Here is a 24,355-nt window from a genome sequence, read left to right as displayed (position 1 = left end):
TGGTAAAAGATAATCTATAATTAAATTCTTTTTTATATTTTTATTTGTTACCCTTGCCTGATTAGAAATAATCAGGCCCCTTTTTTTGTCAGCTGATGACCACTAAGAGAAAAAAAAGACCACTCATCTAATAATCATAGAGAAATCTTTCACTTGCAATTATAGTGTAATTAGCAAAGTAGGAAGGGGAATGTGTGGAATGAACATACTTATAATAAAAGGGAGTCCAAGAAAGAATGGCATGGGCGATTATTTTCTTGGTCAGGTAACAGAGTATTTAAAAGATAAAGATTGTACTGTAGATATATTTGATCAGTCCCACTCACAAATATCACGCTATGATGCGGATATGGATGCCTGTGAAAAAGGCCCTTCTCTTTTTGAACAGAAACTGATGAAGGCCGACGGCATCATTCTGCTTTGCCCTGTTTATTTAAAACAAATGCCAGGAGCACTTAAAATAGAATTTGATAATGTATCATATAGAATGCATGAATTTCCATTGATCAGAAAGAAAGTCATTATTTTCAATTATGCTTCCACTCATGGTGCTAAGGAGCTTTCAGAATACTTCTGTGAACTCTTTAAATCATTTGGAGCAGAAGTTATTGGCAGTCATGAGCATTATACAATGAGCAGTGATATTGATTATGATCTAGATTGTCTATTCTCACAGATTGATACAATGATGAAAAGGATTGAGGATAATGTATGTACATTTACAATCAGACAAGAAAAACTTTTTACATATGTAAAAAGATTGGTTTTAACTGAAATGAAACATAATGTAATAACAAATAAGCAAGAACGCTGGAAAGAATTTTTGCCTTATGACTCTTTGGCTCAGTATATTAAAGAACATGACTTGAAATAATGTCTGGGGGGATAAATAATGATCTTAATATTGATTTTAGTAGTAATTCTCTTTGGATGTATTATTGAAGGAGAAATCAAAAGGAATAAATAGTGTTATTGACGAAAGAAAATGCATCTTTGTGCTATAATGAAATCGGTGATGATTATGGATATATACATCGATTTCAGATTTATAGAAAACAAGGATGCATTTTTTGATACTATCAATGACCTATTGGTATGTGATGTTAATGATCTAGAAGCCTTCTACCATTTACTTCTTCATGTCAAAAATATGAATATTATCTTTCTATATTCTTCTAATATGATCTTTGATGATATGTTCATTAAGCGAATAAAAAAAGCAGATCGTAAAAATAAGAAACTACGTATCATCATTGAAGAGACAGAGAGATGTTATTAGGAGATTAAGATGAGACATATAGATTATCATATGCATACTGCATTTTCTGGAGACAGCGAAGCGTCTCCACGTGAACATATTAAAATGGCTATCAAGAAAGGATTGGATGAAATCTGTTTTACAGATCATCGTGATTTTGATTATCCTATTGATGCCTTTGAACTAGATACAGAGGCTTACTTTAAAGAATTATCAAAGTTAAAAGAAGAATACCAGTCACAAATTACAGTTAAGATTGGTGTAGAGATTGGTCTTGATTGTGATCATTATGATGAAATCAATGATTTTATTAAGAGTTCACCTTATGATTTTGTTATTGGATCTATTCATGTCATTAGACATACTGAATTCTATTATGGAGATTTCTTTAAGAATAAAAGCAAAGAAGAAGCCCATCGTGAGTTTTTTGAAGAAACTTTAAGATGTGTTAAGACATTTGATTGTTTTGATGTCTTAGGACACCTTGATTATATTGAAAGATACGGTCCATATGAAGATCGTTCTATTGATTATGATCAATACACAGATACTATTGATGAAATATTAAAGACACTTATTAGAAAAGGTAAAGGTATTGAAGTCAATACAAGTGGATATAAATTAAGAAAGACATGTGGTTTCCCTCGCTTTGATATTATTAAAAGATATAAAGAGCTAGGAGGAGAAATCATTACTGTTGGAACAGATGCACATACAAGTGATCGTGTTGGAGAACATGTGGATGATGTAATCAGACATTATGAAGAACTTGGTTTTCAAGATGTATCGACGTTTACAAAAAGAGTGAAAGATTAACGTTTAGATGCTATAATATTCATTAGAAAGGAATTGATACAATGGAATTATTTGATAAAGAAAGTCTATACGAAATCAAAAAGGCTACAACGACACAATATTATGTACCTGCTGAACTCTTTGATGGAATGCAGTATAAACTTGTAAGACTCGAAGTAAAGTGGGCTTATGTCGCTTGTCTAAATGTCATGATTAAACATGCACAGTATGACAAAAAGAATCTTGCCTTTATTAAAGATGATTCACCAGCAATAATAGAAAGCTTGAAAGTTCTTGCCAACAAGACCGTAGATCGTGAAAAGATTGCCGGCTATCTTAGTGAAATGGAAGATGAAAAGCTTATTGTTAGAGATGGAAAGAATATTTATTTAAGAAAAATTGTCAGCATTTTTTAGTACACGTACTCGTGTACTTTTTTTTAAAGGGGGATAAAAATGTTTACATTATTATCAAGAATATTTATAAAAGAAGATCAATTATCAATGGTAGAAATAAGAGAAAAGTACGGAGTACTTTGTTCTATTCTTTCTATCATAGCCAATTTTATTTGTGTCGCTTTTAAATTAGTTTTTGGTACATTTGTGCATTCATCAGCTATCATTGCGGATGGATATAACAACTTGTCCGATGCGGCATCGAATATTGCCTCATTGACTGGCTTTAAGTTAGCCGGAAAAAAACCAGATGCCCATCATCCATACGGACATGGTCGTTATGAATATCTGACTGGACTATTTATTTCTGCATTGATTATTTATGTAGGTGCAACTTGTCTTATCGAATCTTCATTGAAAATTATCAATCCAGTTAAATTAAACTTCTCCATTCCCGCATTGATTGCCTTATGCGTATCCATCATGATTAAACTTTGGATGTATACTTTTAATACAAAAGCAGGACATATCATCTCTTCAGAGACACTTTTAGCAACAGGAAGAGACAGTCTTAATGATGTTATCACTACATTTGGTTCAATGGTCGCATTGGTAGGTTCATGTTTTACTACATTTCCACTAGATGGTCTTATCGGTGTCCTTCTTTCATTGTTTGTCATGAAATCAGGTTGGGATATCCTTCGTGATATGATCGATAACTTATTAGGAAAAGTACCAGATAAAGAAGAAATCAATGCTATCACTAAAACACTGATGAATTATGATGGCATCTATGGTGTACATGATATGATGATCCACGACTATGGACCAGGACGTCGTTATCTTATTGTACATCTAGAAATAGATAGTGAATCAGACATGCTAGAAGCACATGACCTTATTGACAGTATTGAAAAAGATATATCTGAAAAATTCCAGATATTTACCACAATTCATATGGACCCTATTCAGCTTCATGATCCTCTTACCAATAGATTAAAAGATCAAGTAGAACAGATCATCGCCAAAATCGATGAACGCTACTCAATTCACGACTTCAGAATCGTGAAAGGAACACATACAAAATTGATATTTGATGTTCTCTTGCCAGATCATAATGGCAGTGAAAAAGAGATTGATAAGAAAATCAAGACGGAAATCAGTCATATTGATGATGCTTATGAATGTGTTATCGCTTATGATTACGCTTACTATTAAAATCAAAACGATATTGTATTGTTTAAAAAAATAGAGCATGTTAAGATGATTAAGTTGAAAATAAAGGAGGGGTATACATGTCCAATTTAACTTTGAAGGATATTGAAGAATTACTTCGTAAAGGTAATAAAGAACAAATAGAAGAAGCGATTGATAGTATACACCCGGCCGATATTCTTGAAATTATTCATGATCATCCTGATCATGCGGATCTGATCTTATCGAAGCTTCCTAATGATATGATTGCGGATATCATCGAAGAAGAGGATGATGAAGATGATCAGTATACTTTACTTACATCATTATTAAAAGATAGACAAAGAGAAATCCTCGATGAGATGAGTGATGATGAACTTGCGGATATCGTAGGTGAATTAGACGAAGAAGAAAAATCACAGGTTTTATCCAACCTTGATCATGATGATAAACAGACCATTGAAAACCTTCTGACATATGATCCAGAAACTGCCGGTGGTCTGATGACTACTGATTACATCAGTATTCGTGCTAAAAATACTGTTCTAGATACTTTGAATTATCTTCATTCAGCCTCATTGGAAGATCTTCCTAAGTATTACTTATATGTCGTAGACAAAGATGGAATTCTAAAGGGCGTTGTCTCATTAAGAGATATTGTAGAATCATCTTTTGATACACCAATTCTAGATATTACCAATGAAAATGTGAAAACAATCAATTATCTAGAAGATCAGGAAGATGTTGCTAAAACATTCATGAAGTATAGCTTCATCATGATGCCTGTTGTAGATGATGAAAACAGAATGCTTGGTATCATTGAAATCGATGATATCATGGACGTTATTGAAGATGAAACAACCGAAGATATCAACTTGATGGCAGGTATGTCAGGTGAAGAACGTGTAGATTCAACTTTAATTGAATCCTATATTTCACGTGTACCTTGGCTTATTGTCAATCTTGCGACTGCGGTTATGGCAGCAGCGGTTGTCGATAAATTCTCAGGAACAATCGCGAAAGTTGTTTCTCTTGCATCCATCATGTCCATCGTAACAGGAATGGGAGGCAATGCGGGAACACAGTCATTGACTATTCTTGTTCGTGGTCTTTCTTTAGGAGAAATTGATAGAGATAATGCTTTAAAGATCTTCTTTAAGGAAGTCGGTGTGGGACTCCTTACAGGAATTACCATTGGTATATTTGTCGGACTTGGCTCATGGTGGTTTGCTCATAACCCATGGTTCGGTCTTGTGGCAGCGTTAGCGATGATTTTGAATATGGTAGCAGCCAACATTGCCGGTTACCTTGTTCCAGTGGTATTAAGAAAGTGTCATATTGACCCAGCATTAGCATCTGGTGTTTTTGTAACAACTGTAACAGACTGCCTAGGGTTCTTATTCTTCCTTGGGCTAGCGACATTATTCTTGCCATTATTGGTACAATAAAAAGGAACACAGCGGTGTTCCTTTTATAGTTTTCTGCTAAGCATATCCGGATTGGATGCATAGATCAAAGCCGTTTCTTTAGTAATCAATTGACGCTTGTATAGTGCCAAGAGACTTTGATCCATTGAAATCATCTCAGAGTCTGGACTCGATGAGATGATACCATCAATCTGATGAATCTTATTGTCACGAATCATATTGCGAATCGCTGTATTGACTTTCATGACTTCAAATACAGGCACAAGACGATTGTCGGTTGTTGGAATCAGCTGCTGAGAAATAACTGTTTCCAAGGTCAGTGACAGCTGCAGAGCAATCTGTCGCTGCTGGTTGGCAGGAAAGACATCAATGATACGATCAATTGTTTTTGCGGCACCGATGGTGTGCAATGTGGAGATAACCGTATGGCCGGTCTCCGCGGCCATGAGGGCCGTCCTGATTGTTTCATAATCACGCATTTCTCCAAGTAATATAACATCAGGCGCTTGTCTTAAAGCGGCACGGAGTGCATTTATATACGACGCGCTATCGATTGTGATTTCACGCTGTGACACAATCGATTTTTTATGTGAATGAAGATGTTCAATCGGATCTTCCAAGGTAATGATGTGCTTTGCATAATTGTTGTTGATGGCATCAATCATACAAGCCTGTGTCGTAGATTTACCGCTGCCTGCAGGTCCAGTGACAAGAACCAATCCTTTTTTGACTTGTGCTAGCTTGATAATCCAATCAGGAATACCAAGATCGACAGGATTAGGCAACTGGAAAGAAATCATTCTGATAACTGCTGCCATGGATCCTCTTTGTCGGTATGTGCTCACACGAAATCTTGAAACATCTGGAACAGAGAATGAAAAATCATCATCACCCATATCATGATATTTCTTTTTATCGCGGTGAGACATCTCGAAGATTGTATTGATTAGTTTTTCTGTATCACCAGGCATCAGTTTCTGATCATTTAGTGGAATCAGCTCGTTATACACTTTAAATGTAATAGGCTGCCCGGCAATGAAGAAGATATCAGATGCATCCTTTGCTTTGGCATATTTTAAAATTTCAATTAAATCCATTAGTTCTGCTCACCCCAAATTTCAATTGTACCTGATTCACTGCCGTCATCATCGTCATCAGAATGTGTTTTCATCTTACCTGCATTATCAGGAGTATTAGTAGAAACAATAGCCCACTTTGTGATCTTATAGAATTTATTGCCAGGATATAAGGCTTCCAGTTTAACAGAAATCTTTAAGTCACGATATGAATCCGTAAAAGAAATGGTATGGTCGTTAATTTCATAGTCTCCCTTTAAAGAGGAAAGCTTTTTAAAATAGTCCTTTTTAGAAGAAGTGCTCTTATAGAAACTATAAAGCTGATCATCAATTTCTTTTAGACGATTTTGTACATTATTAGTCAATGTGTAGTAGTAGCTACGATGAGTAACTGAAAGTTCAGTTGCTTTTTTAGTATCGACAGCACTGACTGCTGACAATAGTGAGAAGGTACTTATACATAATATGATGAATATAATCAGAAAGAAGCTAATCCCGACATTCATTGTATATTTTTTCATGAACGATTCACCACCCTCTGATTATAGGCTCTTACTTTAAGACTTAGAATGCTGTCACCATCATGAATAAATTCAATTCTTAGCATATTGTCTGAAAAAGTAAGATGGGCAACAAAGACCGCATTATCGCTATTGGTTAAAATCCAGTTGTTATCAAAGTAAATATTCTTATCTTTATCATAAGGATAATGATCAGTAAGTGTGTGGGCACGATATGTTTCCGCTATATTATTAGCCATCATATTAGCATTAGAAAGATATTTTGTTTCTTGGCTGATAATATGACTTTTAATAAATAGCTGTACACAGATACTTCCGGCAACAGAGAAGAATAAGAGTGAAAAGATGATTTCCATGAGGAAAAGACTGCTTTTATTATGTATTCTCATTCTAAATCACTCCTTACAAGATTAATGAAGGATTCACGACTATGGTCTTTGATGATCATGGTGATTTTAAGCTGATAGCGATGCATAGATAAACTCATTCTATCCATCTCAATCACATGCTTTCCTTTTTGAGGATCAAATGCTTCATTGGGATCTGCGCTATATTCACAAAGAAAACCCTGATAACAGAACATATAATGGTCTTTCTTGTTGTTAAGCTGGTATTTTAAGATATCATTATCATTATTCTTGATGATATTAATTGATCCATTGTTATGAATCTTTACCTTCTCTACAACATAGTTCATGCTCAAATCAAAGTTTCTGATATTATCAGTTGTCTTAGTTGAAGAGCCATAGACATTAGCACCAATATAGACAATAGAAAGGGCGCTTAGTGAGAATACGCTGAATAGTATAAGTACGAAGACAATATCGATAGAGTGCGATTTTCTTTGCATGCTAAGCCCTCCTTTCTAGAGTATTGTGATATGTACATCAGGATAGTCATCTTCATTGATGAACTTGTAGGTTACCTTAAAGAGTGAATGATCATAAGTTAAATGATATTCATTTTCAATTTCCTTTAAGTTTTCTGGATAGTGACCTTCCTGTATATAGCATTCAAGAATGGTAGTATTGATAGCCTTTTCTAGGCTATTATATTGATCTTTTCTTGTCGATACGTTCATCGTCCGTATACCTGCTAACATAAGGAGAAGAGCAGTAAGAAAGATCAATATGGAAATAAGATGTCTTTTTAAGAGTTTCATTAAAGGCTACTCATAATTCCGATAAGTGGCAACATGACACTTAAAAGAATGATTCCTGTAATAATGGATAAAATGGCAACCAATGAAGGTTCGATGATACCAATCAAGCGACTGATACGATCGTTTGTTTCATTCTCATATCTTGTTGCAATGTTATCAAAGATCGTTTCCATTCCGCCTGTTCTATAGCCAATCTTAATAAAACGAGCATACATACCAGAAAGAATGCGTGTTTCAGTTAACGCTGAGACAATATCTTTTTCTTTCATGATATCCTGTGCTTTATTAATACGTAAACTTAATAGTTCATGATTTTTAACAAGTTCTTTTGAAAGATCAATAGATTCTTCAATTGTCATACCGCTACTTAAGGCAATTGCTAGACCACTTGTAAAGTGAGAAAGAGCCATCTTCATAAGAAGATCTCTTGTCGGTGGGAAATGAGTCAAGAAGCGATAGAGTTTTAATTTCCCTTTTTCTGAGTTCTTCACATAGACTACGTATCCTACAAGAAGGAACAGCAATACGATGAAGACCCAAGAATAGCGAGCTAACGTTTTTCCTAATGTCAGTACAAATAATGAGAAACCATTGATAGATGTTCCTAGACTTTGGAAAACATGATTGAAAATAGGAAGAACCTGAGTAATAAGGACAATGACAACAACGGCCATCATGGCAATCATGATCATTGGATAAGACAATGCCGCATTAATGTTTTCATTATTTTCATGTAGTCTTTGATAATGTTTTGATAGACGAGCAAGAATTTCTTCTAGTCGACCTGTCTCTTCACCAATATTAATCATGCTGATGGTATAATCAGGAAACATTTCCGTATTCTGTAATGCTTCACTAAAAGATTTCCCATTATCCATATCTTTATAGATAGAATGAATAAAGTGATTGGTTCCATTGATGTCATCACGCATGATGGAGATTCCTTCAAAGATAGAAATACCAGCATGCAATGTAAGTGATAACTGGTTTGTAAACTCGGCAATCTCGATATTGCTGAGCTTATTCTTTTTCATAATAAACACATCCTTTCCATAAACTCTTACGTTTTCTATATTATACTATATTTTGACATTCTATAACACAATCTTGTGACTTCTTGGATTTTATATTGAAGAAAGAAAACAAAGATAATAATTGCTTGCATTTTTTTAAAAACTTCAGTAGTATATTAGTAGTTATACGACTGACGGAAGTGGAATAGACCACATGAAGTATAATTTTAAAGAGCCGACCGTCTGGGCAAAAGATGCCTGGATGAGTGGGCTCTTTTTGATTAATGTGGAGGAAAAAAGATGAAAGAATTAGAACTAAAGTATGGCTGCAATCCTAATCAGAAACCTGCAAAGGTTTATTGTGAAGCAGGGGAACTTCCAATTGAAGTTGTAAATGGAAAACCTGGTTATATCAATTTATTGGATGCCTTAAACAGCTGGCAGCTCGTTAAGGAATTAAAAGAAGCAATCAATATTCCATGTGCTGCAAGCTTTAAGCATGTATCACCAGCTGGTGTAGCACTAGGTACACCTTTAACTGAAGTTGAAAGAAAAATGTACTTTGTTAAAAAATCACCTGAAGAATTAACACCATTAGCTAATGCTTACATTAAAGCAAGAGGAAGCGATCGTATGAGCTCATACGGTGATTTTTGTGCAATGAGTGATGTTGTGGATGCAGTAACTGCAGATCTTATTCGTATTGAAGTCAGTGATGGTATCATTGCACCAGGCTATACAGAAGAAGCCTTAGAAATTCTTAAAAAGAAAAAACGTGGTAATTATTGCGTATTAAAAATTGATCCAGATTATAAACCTGAACCAATTGAAAGAAAACAGGTATTCGGTATTACTTTTGAACAGGGTAGAAATGATGCTAAGATCACACCTGCATTATTTAATGAAATCGTCAGCAAGAATAAAGAAATTCCAGATCATATCATGAATGATTTGATCTTATCAATGATTACATTAAAGTATACTCAGTCAAACTCAGTATGTTATGTAAAGAACGGTCAGGCTATCGGTATCGGTGCTGGACAGCAGTCTAGAATTCACTGTACAAGATTAGCAGGAGATAAAGCTGATAAGTGGTATTTACGTCAGCATCCAAGAGTTCTTGATTTACAGTTTGTTGATGGTATTAGACGTGCTGATCGTGATAATGCAATTGATATCTACTTATCAGATGATTATGAAGATGTATTAGGTGATGATGTATGGCAGAATACATTCAAAGTTAGACCTGAACCATTAACAAGAGAAGAAAAGAAAGAATGGTTAGCTGGCAACACTGATGTTGTACTTGGCTCAGACGCATTCTTCCCATTCGGTGACAATATTGAAAGAGCACATAAGAGTGGCGTTAAGTATGTAGGTGAAGCAGGAGGATCAATCAGAGATGATCATGTTATTGAAACTGCTGATCGCTATGATATGGTTCTTGCCTTTACTCATTTAAGATTATTCCATCATTAATAAAAAAGACTGCTTCGGCAGTCTTTTATTTACTTTTTGTAATTTGTATGTTAGTATTCCATAGATAACAAATTTATAGGCAAAATGAATGAAAATTCATGACGCAAAGCTATAGGGCCTTTAAACTGGCTGCCAGCTGCAAAAATACTTTCAGTAGCATTGTGTCCGCACAATGCTTTTTTTTAGGAGTTATTATGTTAAATATTTTACGTACAGCCATTAAAGGCCGATATACATTTATGAAAGATAGAAAAATATATAATCGTTTAGCAAAAAAGAATATGTTGACAATGATTCCGGTATTGTTTATTGATCTATGTTTTATTATTTATCATCTTTTTACTTTTCTTGTATTCAAGAATCGTTTATATCATCTATGGGAAGCACGTATATTAGATGCTGCAGTGCTTTTATTTATAATTATTTATGTACTTTTCTTTTTATTGAGTGATAAGGAAACAAGATACACAACGATTGTTCCACGTATTTTGATTACAGGATTTATATGTATGCAGCTTTTCTATGGGGTATTTTATACGTTTTTATTATTCCCAAGGGGTGATTATTTTTCATCATTTTATTCTTCATTGGTGTGGACACTCCTTGTGTTTACTATTTCACCAGTTTTTTCTGGGGCTTTATCAATAATGTCGTTTTTATGGATATCTCATTTTATAGATCAGTATTTTTTTCATTATAGTAAAGTCTCTTTGGCAATATTTTTAGTAACGACTTGGATTGTCTCTTCAATTCATTTTTATTTTATGTACTTCTACATTAAAAAAGATTTTGAGTCACAAAAACAAAAAGAAATGCTTTCAAGAATTTCTAGAACGGATGCGTTAACAAACCTTCAAAATAGATATGCCTTGAAACTTGCTATGAATAGCTATATTGGAAAAGAAATAACTGTGATCATCGGTGATATTGATAATTTCAAAGTTTACAATGATACCTACGGTCATGATATCGGTGACCTTGTAGTAAAGGAATATGGACGTATATTAGTAGGTATTTTTGGTGAAGAGAGATGCTATCGTTTTGGTGGTGATGAGCTGCTTATTGTCACTGAACAAAGTGAAGAGGAGATTACTGCGAGTAAAGAACATTATTTTAAATGTGTAAAGCAGTTTAGAGTTCCCGGTGTTGATGATATACCAACTGGCAGTCTTGGAGCAGTAAGAGGGATTGTATCTTCTGAAGACGATTTTAGAGCTATGTTAAAGCAGGCGGATATGAATCTTTATCATGTCAAGAATACCAATAAAGGAAGTTATTTTGCTTCATATTATAATATTGAATAGAATTATATGATATAATATAGGAATATGTAAAAGGGGTGAAGCTATGTTATTTATCAGTGATTCTGAATTTGAACGTGTTATTTCTAGAGCGAGAAATAGAATGCTGGCACATAAGTTTTATGAAAATGGATCTGTCATTAGGATACATATTACTCAAGATAAGAATGGGTATTATATTACTGGACAGGTGAGTGCCAATGGCATGATTTATTCACCACGTATTGAAGTTACACCACAATCTAAGATAGCGTGGACATCATGTGATTGTATCTTCTCTGATGAATATACAGCCTGCGCCCATATTGGTGCAGTATTATTAGCAGTGCAGGAGCTTTCTCCAAGAGAATTTCCTTTTACTTATTCAGTAGATTACGGCAAGCTGAAAAAGAAGAGAGAGGAAGAAGAAAGACAGCGTGCTTTAGAATATAAGCAGTTTATTCAAGAGCAACAAAGACGCAGTCGTGAAAAAGCGGCTATTGATTTAACACAGCTATTCAGGGATGATATGCTGTCAACTTTTGAAACAAAAGTTGAACCTGTTCATATTCATATTGATTATAGAAAAAACAGCTATGCTAATTCCTTCCGTTTTCGTGTAGGTAGAGATTCAATGTATCTGATTCAGAATCATTATGATTTCATCACGAACATGGAAAACCATACTTTCAAGAAATATGGAAAGAATTTCTCATGGCGTCATCAGGTAGATGACTTGGATGAATATTCAAAAAGAATCTATGCTTTCTTGAAGGGGACAGCACATACTCCTACATATGATAAAACATCTATTACGTATAATGAGATGGAAGATCTGATCAAGCTTATTGAATCATTGCCATCTCAATATTTTAATGGAAGAATTGTATCTTCTGAGTTTAGACCGGCATTATCAGTAAGTGAAGATGAATATGATTATATTGTCAAATTTACTAATGATAATGGCATGGATGTAGGAAAGACAATGGGATTTATTCTTTCTGATAATGTGATCAAGTTTACCTTTGATCAAGGGGGAATGGTCCTTAAGTTTATCAATCATTTAAGAGATAATAATAGTATGCTCTATGTTCCTAAAGATGAAATGAGCGCCTTCTATCAGTATGTTCTTCAGCCTATCAAGTCTTATGTAGATATTACAGGATTGTTGTTGGATGACTTTAGCAAGACAGAAGATCGTATTAAGATCTACGGTGATATTAATGAAGAGGAAGAAGCCTATTTTCAGGTTATGGGAGTTTATGGTGATGATGAAATCAATGTGTTAGATCATCCTGAAAAACCACGTTCTCCTCATATGGATATGATTACACGATTTATGGAGAAATATGATCCTGATGAAGCCAAGGGCACTTATTTCTATGATACATATAGAGATAAGTCGATTGATTTCTTAAGTGAAGGCTTGCCAATGCTTGCACAATACGCGGATATTTATGTTTCTGAGAATTTAAAGAAGATCAATCGTAAAAGTAAGTTTGATATCAAGATTGGGGTAAGTGTATCTGAAGGATTATTAAATATTGATTTTGATTCATTAGATATCCCAAAAGATGAGATTGCTTCAATATTAAAGAGCTATTCTAAAAAGAAGAAGTATCATAAATTAAAGGATGGTTCATTGATTCATATTGAATCTGATGAACTTGAAGAACTTTCTAACGTCATGAACCAGTATCACATATCTTCAAATGAAATTGTGGATGGTCATGTAGATATGAATCTTAATCGTGCTTTCGCCTTAAATGCATCCATGAATAATATGGAACATATCAAGATTGATCGTTCAGAAAGTTTTCATCATATCATTGAACGATTAAGTGATTATAAGGCTAAACATTATGAAATAGCGAAGCCTTATGATCATATCTTAAGAGATTATCAAAAAGAAGGTTACCAGTGGCTTTCTACCATGTGTGAACTGCAGTTTGGCGGTATTTTAGCGGATGATATGGGGCTAGGAAAGACTTTACAGATGATTGCCTTATTAGAAAGTCAGTCTGATAGTTTCTCCATTGTGGTATGTCCTTCTTCATTGGTATTGAACTGGATTGATGAATTCCAGAAGTTTGCACCAACGCGTAAAGTCAAGGCAGTAATGGGGAATGCAAGTGAAAGACATGCTATTATCAAGGAAGCAAAACAGTACCAGACTTTAGTGACATCCTATGATTATATGAGAAGAGATGCACAGTGCTATGATGATATGACATTTGATTTTATCATCTTAGATGAAGCACAGTATATTAAGAATCAGAATACAAAGAATGCCAAGTCTGTTAAATTGCTTCATGGTACGCATAAGTTCGCATTGACAGGAACACCAATTGAAAATTCATTAGCTGAACTTTGGTCAATATTTGATTTCTTAGAAAAAGATTATCTCTTTAATTATCATTATTTCCGTCAGCAGTATGAATCACCGATTGTAAAAGATCATGATGAAGAGAAACTCCAGGAACTAAAAGAAATGATTTCTCCTTTTGTTTTAAGAAGAACGAAAGCTATCGTCTTAAAAGAGCTTCCAGATAAAGTAGAGAAGTCTATTCATATTGAATTCAATAAAGAAGAAAAGAAACTTTATCTTGCACATTTAGCTCAGGCTAATGAAGAATTGCGCAGTCTTTCAGGGACAAATGATCGTATTCAGATTTTAGCCTTACTTACAAAATTAAGACAGATCTGCTGTGAACCAAGAATGCTGTTTGAGAATATAAAGAAACAGTCTTCCAAGATGGAAGCCTGCATGGATATTGTGGATAATTACTATGAAAACAATAAGAAACTATTGATCTTCTCTTCATTTTCTAGTGTGTTGACACTCATTGAAACAGAGTTGAAGAAAAGACATATTTCATATCATATGATCACTGGAAATACCCTTAAAAATAAACGAAAAGAATATGTGGATGCTTTCCAGCACGATGATAGCACAGTATTCTTGATTTCCTTAAAAGCCGGTGGGACTGGTCTTAATCTTACGGCAGCAGAAGGGGTTATTCATTTTGACCCATGGTGGAATATGTCTGCTCAGATGCAGGCAACCGATCGTGCGCATCGTATAGGCCAGGAAAATAAAGTATTTGTCTATAAGCTCATTATGTCTGATTCTATTGAAGAAAAGATTCAGGTCATTCAAGAAAAGAAGAAAGAATTGGCTGATACTTTCGTTGAAGGAAACGAAGGACATATCACTAATATGACAAATGAAGAAATTATGAGTTTATTCCAATAAAAAAACGACGTGAGATAATCACGTCGTTTTCATTATCCTTCTTCTATTTCCAATAGTTCAAGATAACGTTCATTTTTTTCTTCAAGTTCCTGTTCTTTTTCTTGTCTTAAGCTAGAGAGTTCATCTAGCTTTTCAAATTCAGTTGTTGTCTGCATTTCTTCATCTATCTTCTTGATATCATTTTCTAGATCAAGAATAACATCATCAATGGATTCAAGCTCTTTCTTTTCAGCCCAAGTTAAGCGACGCTTCTGGTTCTGCTTCTTGGTTTCACGATAAGCTTCCTTTTTTGATTCCTTTTTTTCTTTAGTTGAAGTGATATCAATTTGAGAAGAATAGCCACCGTTGACATATGTGACATAATGATCTTTAAAGACAAGGAGTCCGTCGACAATCTTATCAAGAAAATATCGATCATGTGAGACCGTAATGATGATTCCTTTAAAGGATTCAAGATAATCTTCTAGGATATTTAATGTATCAATATCTAAATCGTTGGTAGGTTCATCAAGAAGAAGAACATTTGGTGCACCCATTAAGACCTTTAATAGATAAAGACGACGTTTTTCACCACCGGATAGACGTTCGATGCGAGTAAACTGCATGCTCTTATCAAATAAGAAACGTTCACACATCGCACTGGCAGTTAAAGTGCCTTCACTTGTTTCAAGGAAGTCGCTAGTCTCTTTGATATAATCAATGATACGCATGCTTGGATTCATATCTTCCACACCTTGCTTGAAGTAACCAAATCTTATTGTTTCACCAATAGAAATAGTTCCTTCATAGTCTTGATCAAGCTGAGCAATCATATTCATTAATGTTGTCTTACCAGAACCATTTTCTCCAAGAATACCGATGCGATCAAATCTTTTGAATTGATAAGAGAAAGGATGGAATAATGGGGTACCATCATAGACTTTTGAGACATTTTCAAGTGTAATGGTCTTTTTTCCTAGACGTGAAGATGTATTGATCATCTTTACACTTTCGACATTCTGAATATCTTCTATTTGAGAAAGTTTTTCAAACTGCTGAAGTCGGCTCTTTCTTTTAGTTGTTCTCGCCTGTACACCAGCACGTACCCATTCTAATTCTTTTTTTAAGAACTGTTTTCTTTTATATTCCTGATTAAGCGCATCTTGTTCTCTTTTGGCTTTCATTTCAATAAAAGCAGAATAGTTGGCATTGTATTCATAAAGATGACCACGATCTATTTCTACGATTTTGTTGGTAATACGTTCAAGGAAATAACGGTCATGTGTAATCATGAGGAGGGCTTTGTTTCTCTTGATTAAATATTTTTCAAGATATTCAATCATTGTGGTATCTAGATGATTGGTAGGTTCATCTAGAATTAATAGATCACATTCATTTAAAAGGGCGATAGAAAGGGCTAAACGTTTCTTTTGTCCTCCAGATAGAATCTTAATCTTATCTTCATGATTAGTTAATTTGAATTTGTTTAATGTTGAAGAAATCTCATAGTCCTTGCTTTTAGGTGCAAGCAGTTTAGCTTGTTTAAAGATTGTAAGTTCATCATCAAAACTGCTGTTTTGTGGCAAATAGGAGATACTTAGATCTTTACCGTAGGTAATGCTTTTCTCATTTCGAGAGACAATAAGCTTTAACAAGGTAGATTTTCCTGCACCATTAAGTCCAACAAGGGCTACTTTGTCTTTTTCTTCAATAATGAGATTGATGTGATCGAGCAGTGTACGATCACCTATTCTATATGATAAATCCGATATATTTATTAGCATAAAATCACCGTTTCCATTGTAGATGAAATTGAACACTTTGAAAAGAGTTCTCTCTATCTAAAATATAAAAAAATATGATATAATGCTTTCGAGGAAAAGAGTATGAGAAGAGAAAGACTATATATGAGATTTGAGGGCATTGTGATGTCCATCACCCCAACAAACAGGAAAAGAATTGCTGTTGAGACAGATGATTATCAGAAAAGAGCAGGTATGGTAGAATTGCTATGGAGTCGTTCTTCTCGTTATACACGTATGTTTGCGGTATTTAAGGAAACTGCGTGGCCTTCTCATCATTTTAAGACAACGCCGGGTATCTTGCGTAAGGATTATCAGGGGAATCTGAGTCTTACTACTAAAAATCATGTTTATGTCTTTAAGGTCATAAGAGTATATGCTGATAATAGAAATCGCTAATTTTTTTTAAGATTAGCGATTTTCTTTTTATTTATCATGATAATTGCTACAATAATTATAGAAGCCAGGTATACCTGTAGCTTTGCGGAGTCAACCGTAAAGAAAAGCTAGCTTCCTGGGCGCCACTCTCCAGAATAATAAGAGTGGCTTCTCTTGTAATTTGTATGTGACGTAAAAACCGTTGACATATTGTCGACAAGAAAGTGTGATGATTATGCAAAAGGATTCAAGATTATTGTTAGGGCAACGCGTTCGCTCTTTAAGAAAGAGTAAGAATTTATCGCAGGAAGAACTTGCTAGAATCAGTCATGTTGATAGAACTTACATTACTTCTTTAGAAAATGGTCACAGAAATGTTTCTATTCTGCTTATTCAGAAAATTTGTGAGGGTTTAGGTGTTTCTTTGAAAGCTTTTTTTAATGATGAATTATTTCAATAAGACAACAAAGTAAATCAGTTGGTTTTCTTTTACATGTATGCTAAAATTTAAACAAGATGAAATAAGGAGGATAATACAATGAAATTTTATCGATTATCAGATGGCAGTATTGTTGCCTCATTTACTGGTTCCATCAATGATGCAGAAGCATTAGTGGCAAATACTGTAGATGCTGCACAGGAAAAACATGTACCAGATGTAAAAGTTGATGGTACACATGTGAGTGTTCAGGTAGGAAGTGTGGAACATCCTATGACTGAAGAACATTATATTTTATTTGTAGCTGTAGAAACAAAATCAAATATTTTGATTAAGGAATTTAATCCAGGAGATAAACCTTTTGCGGAATTTGAATTAGCAGATGGAGACGAAGTCGTTGCGACATACGAATACTGCAGTCTTCATGGTTTGTGGAAGGCATAAATTTCTAAGATTGTAAGGTGATGTGGAATGAATGAAAACAAGGGCAAGAATGTAAGAAAAATTTTAATGATTCAGATTGTTCTTAATCTGGTATTGATTGGAATCGTCTTAGGCGTTTTCTATCTTCTGGCAAGAACAAGAACTTATCCTGATGGAGAACTTGTATTCATCATGCTTTTCATTCTGATTGCCATGATCCTTTCAATGTCTGTTTCTATTTATATTAATCATCGTATTCAAGTGAAGCTTGATGAAGATCGTCTTTCACGAAGCATCATTGTCGCTCGTGCGAGCAGAGATATGCGTACACCAATGAATACAATTATCAATGCTAGCGATCAGGATATGGTTTCTCGTTATAATCCGCAGGATATGAAGAATGCTTTGGATAATGTCAATAGTGCAGGAAAGTATCTCATGACATTGATTGAAGATCTTCTGGCTTTATCTAAACTTAAAGATCGCCAGTTGACACTCGATGAAAAGCCCCATACTATCATGGAATGTGTTGAAGAATCATTTCATATGGTCATACCACATTTTGAGAAGAAGAGTATTCATTTTAATATTGAATATAAGAATGTGGATGTTTGTCGTTATGTCAATGTGGATAGTGTGAGAGTACAGCAGGTATTAGTCAATCTTCTTAATAATGCATGTAAATATACTCCAAGTGAAGGTCATGTTGATCTGGTAATTGAAGGGTTAAATCAGACTGATGAATATGTAGATATTCAATTTACATTATCAGATGATGGTATTGGCATGTCACAGGGTGCATTAAAGAACCTATTGAAAATTATGCCTGATGATATTGCCACTGAAAAAGGTATGGGTATGACGATTGTTAATGCCTTAGTTAAAGCCATGAATGGAAAGATAACTTGTGAATCACAAGAAGATAAAGGAACAACCTTTGTGATTAATTTTAGATGGCCTTATTGTTATAAGGATCAGGTGGAAAAGATTACAACTGATTACTCCATTCTTGATGGAAAACATATTCTTCTTGTAGAAAACAACGCTATGAGTGCTGAGGTCGCAAAACAGATTTTGGAAAGCCAAGGAATGAGTATGGATTTGGCTGTAAATGGCAAGGATGGTGTCGAGATATTTACACATGCGATGCCGCATACTTATGATGCAATCTTAATGGATATTCGTATGCCATTGATGGATGGTATTGAAGCAACTCAGATCATTCGTCAGTCAACTCACCCAGAGTCGGATATTATTCCGATTATTGCTATGACGGCTGACGCTTTTGATGAGGATCGTCAACGTACACGTGATGCAGGCATGAATGCACATATCACCAAACCAATCAATCCTCAGGAACTTTTTACAACTTTAACAAATTATCTAAGATAGAATGATTCATTCTATCTTTTTTGTCATATTCTGATAAATCTCCTTTAGTTATTTGATGATGATATAATAAAAATAGGAATAAAGGGGATTTTTGTATGAATAGTATTTTAAGTGAACAGGAAAAACAATTTTTTAAGTACTTGCCATCACCTTTATGTGTGATGGAAGTCAATGACAATCAATTTAGGCTTATAGCCTTATCTGAAGGACTGTGCAATTATCTTGATATTGATTATCGAGAAATGCCGGTACTTATTAGAAATTTTAATAATTATAGGGATCGATTCATCAGTGTAAAAGATCAAGAAATGATTGTTATGAAATGTCATCAACGGAAAAATGAAGATCGCATCAAACTCCGTTTTCCGTTTCACCATCCTAATGGAAAAAATGTATGGTTACTTGTTAACGGATATTTTCGTAGTGTCAATTCACATCAGTTATGTTATTGTCAGGTTATTGATCTTACAAAAGAAAAGATTCGCTTTGATGTAGCCAATGCTCAAAATGATCATTTAGCCACATTACTAAATGATATTCTTTCTACAACACAGACATGTATCTTTTGGAAAGATGACAAGCGTCGCTTTGTCGGAGCCAATAAAGCCTTTCTGGATTACTATGGTTTTCCTAGTTTAAAATCAATTCTTCATAAGACCGACGAAGATATGGGTTGGCATAATGAACCAGATTGCTTTATGCAAGATGAAATGCGTGTCCTCAATGGGGAAAGAACCTATCGTGTTCACGGTAAATGTATCGCTAAAGGAAAAGAAAGAGACATCGTCGCAAGTAAGGCTCCGCTTTATAATAACGGCAAGATAGTTGGGCTGGTAGGATCATTTGAAGATGTAACCTTAGAATATCGTCAAAGAGAAGAGATTGAAGGATTAAATAAAGCACTTGTAGCAGCCTTAAAAAATGAAGAAAAAGCCAATGTGGCCAAAGCGGAATTTATGGCGCGCATGAGTCATGATATGCGAACACCGCTAACGACAGTTATTGGCTTAAGTGAAAAAGGGGTAGAAGATACTCAAAATGAAGAAGACTATAAACGCTATACTTATATTAAAAAAGCAAGTGAGTATCTATTGTCATTATTAAATGATATTCTTAATGTAGAAAAGCTGAAGAGCGGCAAGATGACTATGAATAATGAAGTCGTAGATATCAATGAAATCTATGGACAAGTAGAAGGTATGACAAAGCCTTCTGCAACAGAAAGAGAACACGAATATACAATCATTCGTCCTAAAGGCACTATGCTTGTGAAAACTGATCGTCGCTGGGTTATGCAGATCTTGATTAATCTTATTAACAATGCGATAAAATATACCCCTCGTAAGGGGAAAATTTCCTGGGTAATAACGCAGGAAGAAAAAGAAGGGAAAATCATTTCCCATCATGTCATTAAAGATAATGGGGTAGGAATGAGTGATTCATTTATTAAAGAGATGTATGAACCATTCAGTCAGGAACAAAATGAACTGTCCCATAGTGAAACAAGTACAGGATTGGGATTATCCATTGTTAAGAAAGTTATCGATATGTTTGAGGGAGATATTGAATGTCATTCTATACTTCATGAAGGAACAACATTCACATTAACAATCCCTTATGAGACAGTGACAAAAGCAGAAGAGGTAGAGTTCCTTCATCAGCAAGAAGACTACATTGATTATGATGTATTAAAAGGAAAACACATTCTTATTTGTGAAGATGTCGATATCAATGCACAGATTATTGCGATGATCTTACAAAAATACGGAATGACTTCAGAGATTGCTAGTGACGGTAATGAGGGAATTGAGAAATGCAGACATAATCAATATGATGCTATCTTAATGGATATCCGCATGCCAAATTGTGATGGCTTAACAGCAGCCAAGAGAATTCGTGAGTTTAATAATGATGTATCAATTATTGCCTTATCCGCTAATACTTATCTAGAAGATATACAAAAGAGCATCGATGCCGGAATGAATGCTCATATTGGAAAGCCTATTGATACAAAAGAACTGCTTAAAACTTTAGTAAAATTCATCAGGTAATACGTATTTACTTTTGAAATGGTTTGTAAGATAATAAATCCAAATGGAGGATATTATGTTAGCAATTTATCTTTCACCAATTTATATATTGGTGCATGCTTATTCTTTATATTGGATTTTGAAGTGGATGTCTTCATGGGGGAAATTCTTTAGAAAAAAGAGATTTCGTATTATAGTAGGAGCTATTTATACCTTACTTGCGGTATCAATGCTTATTGGCTTCTTCTTGCCACATGGAAGATATGAACGTTTATTTAAGATTATCGGTTATTACTGGTTAGGTATTTCTCTTTATGAAATCATCGCCTTGATGATTGCTTTACTGATTCGTTTTATTATCTTGCATACACGTTTTGCGACAAGGGAAATATGGGGAAGAAGACGTACGTTATTTTTCTCTGGACTTATTTCTGCTACATTGGCTTTATCGATATGTCTTTATGGAGTAGTGAATGCTCATCATATTCGTACGACAAACTATGAAGTGAGCATCAATAAGAAGGCTGGTCATTTAAAGGATTTGAATATCTGCTTAATTGCGGATCTTCATATGGGATATAATATCGGAGTAGAACATATTACCCAGATGGTTGATAAAATCAATGCGACAAAACCAGATCTTGTCGTTATTGCAGGGGATATTTTTGATAATGAATATGATGCTTTAGATCATCCTGATGAACTTATTAAACAATTCAAGAGAATTAAATCTAAATATGGCTTATTTGCGGTATATGGCAATCATGATATAGAAGAACATATTTTAGCTGGATTTACTTTTGGTGAAGGAAAACAGGAAGCTGATCCACGTATGGATCAGTTCTTAAAAAAAGCCAATATTAAAAATCTGAGAGATGAATCAGTGGTCATTGATAACAGCTTTACTCTTTATGGAAGACCTGACTATAATAAGCCAGGAAAAGGTATCAAGCAAAGAAAGACACCAAGTGAGTGTACACAGTCATTGGATCACTCTAAACCAATTATCATGATTGATCATGAACCAAAAGAACTAGAAGAAAAAAGCAAGGCCGGAGTTGACCTTGATTTAGGGGGACATACCCACGATGGACAGGCATTCCCTGCCAATATTATAACTAATATAGTCTGGGAAAATGCCTGTGGACATATTAAAAAAGGACATATGCACAGCATTGTTACATCTGGTGTAGGTATTTTTGGACCTTTTATAAGAGTTGCAACAAAAGCAGAAATCTGTTCAATCAAAGTACATTTTAAGTAGCGGATATTCCGCTGCTTTTCTTTTTCTTAAAAATGTTTGTATACAATCTTAAATCAATGTAAAATGGTAAAAAGGAACAAAAGGAGAGAATAAATGAAAAGTTATGCACAAATGAGTAGAGAAGAACTTTCTAATGAATTAGAAGCTCTACAAAAAGATTATCAAAGTTATGTAGATATGCATTTATCATTAAATATGGCAAGAGGAAAACCATCATCAGAACAACTTGATTTATCACGTCCAATGCTAGATGTAATCAACAGTGGATCTGATTTAATCGCTAGTGATGGAACAGATGCACGCAACTATGGTTGTCTTGATGGTTTACCTGAAGCTAAGAAGCTTATGGCAGATATGATGGACAGCAAGCCAGATGATATGATTATCTACGGTAACTCATCATTAAATATTATGTTTGATCAGATTTCAAGAAGTTATAGCTTCGGGGTAATGGGGGAAACACCTTGGTGTAAACTTGATCAAAAAGTAAAATGGCTTTGCCCTGTCCCTGGATATGATCGTCACTTTGGTATTACAGAATTCTTTGGCTTTGAAATGATTCCTGTAGAAATGAGTGAAGAAGGTCCAGATATGGACAAAGTTGAAGAATTAGTAAAAGATCCAATGGTAAAGGGTATCTGGTGTGTACCTAAGTACTCTAATCCAGGAGGCGTAGTTTACAGCGATGAAGTTGTAAAAAGATTAGCCGCATTAAATCCAGCAGCTAAAGATTTTAGAATTTATTGGGATAATGCTTACTGTGTTCATCATCTTTATGATGAAGAAGTAGAAGTATTAGACATCCTTAAAGCATGTGAAGCAGCTTCACATCCTGATATGGTCTATAAGTTTGGATCGACATCAAAGATTTCATTCCCCGGTGCAGGTATTGCAGCTATGGCTACATCTCAGGCAAACAAGGAAGATATTCTTTCTAAGATGACACATCAGACAATCGGTCATGATAAGATCAATCAGTTAAGACATGTAAGATTCTTCAAGGATATTGATGGCATTAAGGAACATATGAAGAAACATGCGGATATCATTCGTCCTAAATTTGAAGCTGTTAATGCGATTCTAGAAGAATATCTAGGTGGCTTAGAAGTGGGAGAATGGACTCACCCTAAGGGAGGATATTTCATTTCCTTCACTGGATTAGATCACACAGCTAAACGTATTGTATCTCTTGCAAAAGAAGCAGGAGTTGTTATGACTGGTGCAGGTTCAACTTATCCATATAAGAAAGATCCAAAAGATTCTAATATTCGTATTGCACCTACATTGCCTCCACTTGAAGAAATTCAGATGGCCGCAAAATTATTTACAATCTGTGTTAAGATTGCAAGTATCGAAGTATTGATGAAATAAAAAAGGGGCTGACCCAGTAAAGTGATTTATGGATAATCACTGAGCTGGACCAGCTCTTTTTTTCTTTTTTTGACTCCCTACAGCCAGATAAAATCTGTTTACGGGCATTCAGACATAAAAAAGCCCCCATTTTTGGGCGCAATATCCCTATATAGCTGTGAATAACGTTTTTCAGTATGTGAACAACTGTTCTAGCAGCACTTCATGCTTTCTTCGCTCGGCTTTCTTTTATGAATCATATTGTGATATTTCCTGATATTGAATCCGATTGCGACCATAAATATCTCAAAAGATACATTGGAATTGCCTCTTCGTCGTAATCTGTCATATCCGTAGTCCTGCTTGATGATTCCGAATGCTCCCTCGCTGAACACCTGTCTTGCGGTCATAAGCTCTCTGCCTACCGGCGTGTCAAGTGAGG

At 34.7% G+C, this 24,355-nt stretch carries 24 protein-coding genes and 2 riboswitches; of the genes, 16 read left to right on the top strand and 8 right to left on the bottom strand.

The window, feature by feature from the left end:
* The first annotated feature begins 199 nt into the window (after window positions 1–199).
* The 6 genes from T513_RS0106570 (at window position 200) to mgtE (ending at window position 5,090) form a co-directional block, all read left to right on the top strand.
* The gene (locus T513_RS0106570) at window positions 200–874 is read left to right on the top strand and encodes an NAD(P)H-dependent oxidoreductase (protein WP_029071244.1); all 675 of its coding nucleotides are present in this window, start codon (window positions 200–202) and stop codon (window positions 872–874) included.
* A gap of 147 nt (window positions 875–1,021) precedes the next feature.
* Entirely contained in the window at window positions 1,022–1,279 is a 258-nt protein-coding gene (locus T513_RS0106565; protein ID WP_029071245.1) for a hypothetical protein, read from the top strand.
* 9 nt (window positions 1,280–1,288) lie between these two features.
* Window positions 1,289–2,074 carry a histidinol-phosphatase HisJ family protein gene (locus tag T513_RS0106560; protein WP_031589467.1) on the top strand — a complete coding sequence of 262 codons (786 nt, stop codon included), beginning with the start codon at window positions 1,289–1,291 and terminating at the stop codon, window positions 2,072–2,074.
* Between the two features lie 41 nt (window positions 2,075–2,115).
* Entirely contained in the window at window positions 2,116–2,469 is a 354-nt protein-coding gene (locus T513_RS0106555; protein ID WP_029071247.1) for a hypothetical protein, read from the top strand.
* Between the two features lie 39 nt (window positions 2,470–2,508).
* Complete coding sequence (locus T513_RS0106550) at window positions 2,509–3,666, top strand: cation diffusion facilitator family transporter (RefSeq protein WP_031589466.1); 1,158 nt, start codon at window positions 2,509–2,511, stop codon at window positions 3,664–3,666.
* A gap of 77 nt (window positions 3,667–3,743) precedes the next feature.
* Entirely contained in the window at window positions 3,744–5,090 is a 1,347-nt protein-coding gene (gene mgtE, locus T513_RS0106545) for a magnesium transporter (protein WP_031589465.1), read from the top strand.
* A 23-nt stretch (window positions 5,091–5,113) separates the two neighbouring features.
* Here the strand turns inward: mgtE and T513_RS0106540 are convergent, their stop codons facing one another.
* The 6 genes from T513_RS0106540 to T513_RS0106515 are packed head-to-tail and all read right to left on the bottom strand — an operon-like array spanning window position 5,114 to window position 8,862.
* Window positions 5,114–6,166 (bottom strand): type IV pilus twitching motility protein PilT, encoded by a 1,053-nt coding sequence (locus tag T513_RS0106540; protein WP_031589464.1) that lies wholly within the window; start codon window positions 6,164–6,166, stop codon window positions 5,114–5,116.
* Window positions 6,166–6,666: a hypothetical protein gene (locus tag T513_RS0106535; RefSeq protein ID WP_031589463.1), complete on the bottom strand. Its 501-nt coding sequence runs from the start codon at window positions 6,664–6,666 to the stop codon at window positions 6,166–6,168. The genes T513_RS0106540 and T513_RS0106535 overlap by 1 nt, the downstream gene beginning before the upstream one ends.
* The gene (locus T513_RS0106530; RefSeq protein ID WP_029070881.1) at window positions 6,663–7,055 is read right to left on the bottom strand and encodes a hypothetical protein; all 393 of its coding nucleotides are present in this window, start codon (window positions 7,053–7,055) and stop codon (window positions 6,663–6,665) included. Before T513_RS0106530 ends, T513_RS0106535 begins: the two co-directional genes overlap by 4 nt.
* A complete protein-coding gene (locus T513_RS0106525) occupies window positions 7,052–7,516 on the bottom strand; it encodes a DUF4860 domain-containing protein (protein WP_029070880.1) in 465 nt (154 codons plus the stop codon). The genes T513_RS0106530 and T513_RS0106525 overlap by 4 nt, the downstream gene beginning before the upstream one ends.
* A gap of 15 nt (window positions 7,517–7,531) precedes the next feature.
* Entirely contained in the window at window positions 7,532–7,828 is a 297-nt protein-coding gene (locus T513_RS11460; RefSeq protein ID WP_029072912.1) for a hypothetical protein, read from the bottom strand.
* Window positions 7,828–8,862 carry a type II secretion system F family protein gene (locus tag T513_RS0106515; protein WP_029070879.1) on the bottom strand — a complete coding sequence of 345 codons (1,035 nt, stop codon included), beginning with the start codon at window positions 8,860–8,862 and terminating at the stop codon, window positions 7,828–7,830. Before T513_RS0106515 ends, T513_RS11460 begins: the two co-directional genes overlap by 1 nt.
* Window positions 8,863–9,018: 156 nt before the next feature.
* Window positions 9,019–9,097, top strand: a riboswitch (ZMP/ZTP riboswitch).
* Window positions 9,098–9,141: 44 nt separating this feature from the next.
* Between T513_RS0106515 and T513_RS0106505 the strand changes: the two genes are divergently transcribed.
* The 3 genes from T513_RS0106505 to T513_RS0106495 all read left to right on the top strand — a co-directional run bounded on the left by T513_RS0106505 (window position 9,142) and on the right by T513_RS0106495 (window position 14,856).
* A complete protein-coding gene (locus tag T513_RS0106505) occupies window positions 9,142–10,320 on the top strand; it encodes a phosphoribosylaminoimidazolecarboxamide formyltransferase (RefSeq protein ID WP_029070878.1) in 1,179 nt (392 codons plus the stop codon).
* A 68-nt stretch (window positions 10,321–10,388) separates the two neighbouring features.
* A riboswitch (cyclic di-GMP riboswitch) is annotated at window positions 10,389–10,464 on the top strand.
* A 50-nt stretch (window positions 10,465–10,514) separates the two neighbouring features.
* A complete protein-coding gene (locus T513_RS0106500) occupies window positions 10,515–11,624 on the top strand; it encodes a GGDEF domain-containing protein (protein ID WP_031589461.1) in 1,110 nt (369 codons plus the stop codon).
* Window positions 11,625–11,667: 43 nt separating this feature from the next.
* On the top strand, window positions 11,668–14,856 hold the full coding sequence (locus T513_RS0106495) for an SNF2-related protein (RefSeq protein WP_031589460.1): 3,189 nt from the start codon (window positions 11,668–11,670) through the stop codon (window positions 14,854–14,856).
* Between the two features lie 32 nt (window positions 14,857–14,888).
* Here T513_RS0106495 and T513_RS0106490 read toward each other — a convergent pair whose 3' ends face one another.
* Window positions 14,889–16,619 (bottom strand): ABC-F family ATP-binding cassette domain-containing protein, encoded by a 1,731-nt coding sequence (locus tag T513_RS0106490; RefSeq protein ID WP_031589459.1) that lies wholly within the window; start codon window positions 16,617–16,619, stop codon window positions 14,889–14,891.
* 102 nt (window positions 16,620–16,721) lie between these two features.
* On the opposite strand from T513_RS0106490, the gene T513_RS0106485 reads away from it, so the two are divergent.
* The 7 genes from T513_RS0106485 (at window position 16,722) to T513_RS0106455 (ending at window position 23,934) form a co-directional block, all read left to right on the top strand.
* Entirely contained in the window at window positions 16,722–17,036 is a 315-nt protein-coding gene (locus tag T513_RS0106485; RefSeq protein ID WP_029070874.1) for a hypothetical protein, read from the top strand.
* Between the two features lie 214 nt (window positions 17,037–17,250).
* Complete coding sequence (locus tag T513_RS0106480; protein ID WP_051550721.1) at window positions 17,251–17,475, top strand: helix-turn-helix domain-containing protein; 225 nt, start codon at window positions 17,251–17,253, stop codon at window positions 17,473–17,475.
* Window positions 17,476–17,553: 78 nt separating this feature from the next.
* Window positions 17,554–17,898 (top strand): desulfoferrodoxin family protein, encoded by a 345-nt coding sequence (locus tag T513_RS0106475; protein ID WP_029070872.1) that lies wholly within the window; start codon window positions 17,554–17,556, stop codon window positions 17,896–17,898.
* Between the two features lie 27 nt (window positions 17,899–17,925).
* A complete protein-coding gene (locus tag T513_RS0106470; protein WP_031589458.1) occupies window positions 17,926–19,269 on the top strand; it encodes a response regulator in 1,344 nt (447 codons plus the stop codon).
* Window positions 19,270–19,364: 95 nt separating this feature from the next.
* Complete coding sequence (locus T513_RS0106465) at window positions 19,365–21,320, top strand: ATP-binding response regulator (protein ID WP_031589457.1); 1,956 nt, start codon at window positions 19,365–19,367, stop codon at window positions 21,318–21,320.
* 55 nt (window positions 21,321–21,375) lie between these two features.
* Window positions 21,376–22,563, top strand: coding sequence for a metallophosphoesterase (locus T513_RS0106460; RefSeq protein WP_031589456.1), 1,188 nt, complete (start codon window positions 21,376–21,378; stop codon window positions 22,561–22,563).
* Between the two features lie 93 nt (window positions 22,564–22,656).
* The gene (locus tag T513_RS0106455; RefSeq protein WP_029070868.1) at window positions 22,657–23,934 is read left to right on the top strand and encodes an aspartate aminotransferase type Ic; all 1,278 of its coding nucleotides are present in this window, start codon (window positions 22,657–22,659) and stop codon (window positions 23,932–23,934) included.
* A 191-nt stretch (window positions 23,935–24,125) separates the two neighbouring features.
* Here T513_RS0106455 and T513_RS11455 read toward each other — a convergent pair.
* The coding region (locus tag T513_RS11455) for a transposase (RefSeq protein WP_035876836.1) at window positions 24,126–24,355 on the bottom strand (230 nt) is incomplete at its 5' end.

Source organism: Kandleria vitulina DSM 20405, assembly GCF_000702065.1.
Taxonomy (GTDB): Bacteria; Bacillota_I; Bacilli_A; order Erysipelotrichales; family Coprobacillaceae; genus Kandleria; species Kandleria vitulina.
This window is presented reverse-complemented; position numbering and strand designations above follow the sequence as displayed.

What these genes read in the sequence shown, in the direction of transcription:
- T513_RS0106570 (WP_029071244.1), top strand. Translation starts at nt 200, where the DNA reads ATGAACATACTTATAATAAAAGGGAGTCCAAGAAAGAATGGCATGGGC.
- T513_RS0106565 (WP_029071245.1), top strand. Translation starts at nt 1,022, where the DNA reads ATGGATATATACATCGATTTCAGATTTATAGAAAACAAGGATGCATTT.
- T513_RS0106560 (WP_031589467.1), top strand. Translation starts at nt 1,289, where the DNA reads ATGAGACATATAGATTATCATATGCATACTGCATTTTCTGGAGACAGC.
- T513_RS0106555 (WP_029071247.1), top strand. Translation starts at nt 2,116, where the DNA reads ATGGAATTATTTGATAAAGAAAGTCTATACGAAATCAAAAAGGCTACA.
- T513_RS0106550 (WP_031589466.1), top strand. Translation starts at nt 2,509, where the DNA reads ATGTTTACATTATTATCAAGAATATTTATAAAAGAAGATCAATTATCA.
- mgtE (WP_031589465.1), top strand. Translation starts at nt 3,744, where the DNA reads ATGTCCAATTTAACTTTGAAGGATATTGAAGAATTACTTCGTAAAGGT.
- T513_RS0106540 (WP_031589464.1), bottom strand. Translation starts at nt 6,166, where the DNA reads ATGGATTTAATTGAAATTTTAAAATATGCCAAAGCAAAGGATGCATCT.
- T513_RS0106535 (WP_031589463.1), bottom strand. Translation starts at nt 6,666, where the DNA reads ATGAAAAAATATACAATGAATGTCGGGATTAGCTTCTTTCTGATTATA.
- T513_RS0106530 (WP_029070881.1), bottom strand. Translation starts at nt 7,055, where the DNA reads ATGAGAATACATAATAAAAGCAGTCTTTTCCTCATGGAAATCATCTTT.
- T513_RS0106525 (WP_029070880.1), bottom strand. Translation starts at nt 7,516, where the DNA reads ATGCAAAGAAAATCGCACTCTATCGATATTGTCTTCGTACTTATACTA.
- T513_RS11460 (WP_029072912.1), bottom strand. Translation starts at nt 7,828, where the DNA reads ATGAAACTCTTAAAAAGACATCTTATTTCCATATTGATCTTTCTTACT.
- T513_RS0106515 (WP_029070879.1), bottom strand. Translation starts at nt 8,862, where the DNA reads ATGAAAAAGAATAAGCTCAGCAATATCGAGATTGCCGAGTTTACAAAC.
- T513_RS0106505 (WP_029070878.1), top strand. Translation starts at nt 9,142, where the DNA reads ATGAAAGAATTAGAACTAAAGTATGGCTGCAATCCTAATCAGAAACCT.
- T513_RS0106500 (WP_031589461.1), top strand. Translation starts at nt 10,515, where the DNA reads ATGTTAAATATTTTACGTACAGCCATTAAAGGCCGATATACATTTATG.
- T513_RS0106495 (WP_031589460.1), top strand. Translation starts at nt 11,668, where the DNA reads ATGTTATTTATCAGTGATTCTGAATTTGAACGTGTTATTTCTAGAGCG.
- T513_RS0106490 (WP_031589459.1), bottom strand. Translation starts at nt 16,619, where the DNA reads ATGCTAATAAATATATCGGATTTATCATATAGAATAGGTGATCGTACA.
- T513_RS0106485 (WP_029070874.1), top strand. Translation starts at nt 16,722, where the DNA reads ATGAGAAGAGAAAGACTATATATGAGATTTGAGGGCATTGTGATGTCC.
- T513_RS0106480 (WP_051550721.1), top strand. Translation starts at nt 17,251, where the DNA reads ATGCAAAAGGATTCAAGATTATTGTTAGGGCAACGCGTTCGCTCTTTA.
- T513_RS0106475 (WP_029070872.1), top strand. Translation starts at nt 17,554, where the DNA reads ATGAAATTTTATCGATTATCAGATGGCAGTATTGTTGCCTCATTTACT.
- T513_RS0106470 (WP_031589458.1), top strand. Translation starts at nt 17,926, where the DNA reads ATGAATGAAAACAAGGGCAAGAATGTAAGAAAAATTTTAATGATTCAG.
- T513_RS0106465 (WP_031589457.1), top strand. Translation starts at nt 19,365, where the DNA reads ATGAATAGTATTTTAAGTGAACAGGAAAAACAATTTTTTAAGTACTTG.
- T513_RS0106460 (WP_031589456.1), top strand. Translation starts at nt 21,376, where the DNA reads ATGTTAGCAATTTATCTTTCACCAATTTATATATTGGTGCATGCTTAT.
- T513_RS0106455 (WP_029070868.1), top strand. Translation starts at nt 22,657, where the DNA reads ATGAAAAGTTATGCACAAATGAGTAGAGAAGAACTTTCTAATGAATTA.